General features: G+C 66.0%; 1 protein-coding gene. It reads left to right on the top strand.

Translation table 11 applies throughout. From position 1 onward, the window contains the following. The coding region (locus tag F6X37_RS38190) for a hypothetical protein (RefSeq protein WP_187614703.1) at nucleotides 1–291 on the top strand (291 nt) is incomplete at both ends.

Raw genomic sequence — 291 nt, 5'->3', positions numbered from 1 at the left:
CGCCTGAGACGCCGCTGGAAGAGGGCGAGCATCAGTTCACGGTGGTGGAGCGCGATCCTGCGGGCAACGAAAGTGGGCCGTCGGACCCGCGGACGGTGATTGTGGACACGACTGCGCCGGACCAGCCGGTCATTGGCGAAGTGATTGACGACGAAGGTCCGGTTCAGGGTCCGGTGGGCAATGGTGAGAGCACGGACGACACGACGCCGACGCTGGTGGGCGAGGGTGAACCGGGCGACACGATCATCGTGATCGACAACGGCACGCCGATTGGCGAGACGACGGTCGACG

The sequence above is a fragment of the Paraburkholderia sp. 31.1 genome (assembly GCF_014397645.1).
In the GTDB taxonomy this organism is placed as follows: domain Bacteria; phylum Pseudomonadota; class Gammaproteobacteria; order Burkholderiales; family Burkholderiaceae; genus Paraburkholderia; species Paraburkholderia tuberum.
Note: the sequence above shows the minus strand (reverse complement) of the source record. Positions and strands in the feature narration are given on the sequence as shown.